A 1,650-nucleotide genomic window follows, 5' to 3' on the forward strand; every position below is an offset into this window, starting at 1 on the left:
CCTGAATCCGTGAAACTTCTCGCTTAAAAAACGAGAAAATTGAAGGAAATACGTATACGATGGAGAAAAAGTAGGATTATAGCCCAATTCTACTTTTCACCGTCGAGGTACATCTATGAAAATCCAATTTGTGCGATCCAAAGAGCTCATTCTAAGCACTCATGCGGGGCTGGCTACGGTCGGTGCCCTGCTTGCCCATACCAAGTTAACCAAACGATTGAACCATTCGGTGATCAAAGAGGTTGAACATCCGTTCCACTCTCACGCGGATGTGATGAAAAGCTACCTGGGATTGCTCTGCCAAGGCAAGAGCGATTTTGACCACATCGAACCCTTTCGCAAGGATGATGTTTTTTCCATTTGCATGCAGGTGAATAAAGTGCCGTCCAGTCCGACGCTTCGCCAGCGTTTGGATGCTGCTGCTTCGTCCGAAAAAGCGGACTGGAACCAGATTTTGCTGGAGGAGTCTGCCGACCTCCTACGTCAGATCCAGGCTCCATTGACGGGTCTTCTTGCCGGTGAAGAAAGCTATGTCCCCCTTGACCTGGACGTTTCCCCTTTCGACAATTCTGGCACTAAGAAAGAAGGAGTATCTCGAACCTATAAAGGCATGGACGGCTATGCCCCCATCTTCGCCTATCTCGGTCAAGAAGGCTATGGCATTAACGTGGAGCTGCGGGAAGGCAGCGTACATTGTCAAAAGGATACGGCTGCGTTTCTGGAGCAAAGCATTCACTATGCCCGGCGTGTCACCGACCGCAGGCTGCTCGTCCGGATGGATGCAGGCAATGACAGTATGGACAATTTACATGTCTGTCACCGGCATCCGGGCACCGACTACATCATCAAGGTCAACCTGCGCAAATCGCCCAAAGAAGCATGGCTCGCCATCGCAAAAACAAGGGGAATCGCCTGTCAGCAACGGGAAGGCAAAATCGAATATGTGGGTGCAATCGAGTTTGCCCAAAAAGGGTTCGAACCGAAGCTGCGGCAAGTCTTTCACGTCATCGAACGGACGATGGAGCCTGACGGTCAACTGCTTCTCATTCCCCAGATTGACGTTCATGTGTACTGGACATCGCTGCGTTGTGCGCCTTGGCGTGTGATTGAACTGTACCGTGATCATGGCACAAGCGAGCAATTTCACAGCGAAATCAAGACCGATCTGGACCTGGAACGCCTTCCGGCGGGGAAATTCGCCACGAACGATCTGGTGCTGCACGCGGGAGTCGTGGCGTACAATCTGTTGCGCATCATGGGTCAAGAAAGTCTCCGGGGAGACGATGCCCCTGTTCGCGGTAACGTGAAACGTAGACGTATTCGCACGGTGATCCAGAACATCGTGTATATGGCGGCACGGTTCGTCCGTCACGCCGGGAGAATCGCTCTTAACTTTGGCTGCAACAGTCCTTGGTTTCTCACCGCAAGACGCATCTACCAAGCATTTGCTTAAACTAGCGAAATGCCGTCCAACCCCATGCAATGACCTGCAAAAAGACAGGCTTATTTGGCATGCCTACAAACAGATGATGCAGACTGAAAGGCACAAAATGATGATCCATTCGAACTCCTCTTTCCAGGTAAATCACTAAAATCATCCACAAAATACCAAACCTGTAACTTAGGCTAAATCCATGTCACGGATTCAGG

The 1,650-nt window shown here is 50.6% G+C and carries 1 protein-coding gene; it reads left to right on the top strand.

From position 1 onward, the window contains the following. Positions 1-115: 115 nt before the first annotated feature. On the top strand, positions 116-1,453 hold the full coding sequence (locus F591_RS0126960) for an IS1380 family transposase (protein WP_019537634.1): 1,338 nt from the start codon (positions 116-118) through the stop codon (positions 1,451-1,453). Positions 1,454-1,650: the final 197 nt, after the last annotated feature.

Origin of the sequence: Paenibacillus ginsengihumi DSM 21568, from assembly GCF_000380965.1 — a bacterium.
Classification (GTDB): domain Bacteria; phylum Bacillota; class Bacilli; order Paenibacillales; family NBRC-103111; genus Paenibacillus_G; species Paenibacillus_G ginsengihumi.

Excerpts from the sequence above, each read along its gene's own strand:
- F591_RS0126960 (WP_019537634.1), top strand. The coding sequence starts at position 116 with ATGAAAATCCAATTTGTGCGATCCAAAGAGCTCATTCTAAGCACTCAT.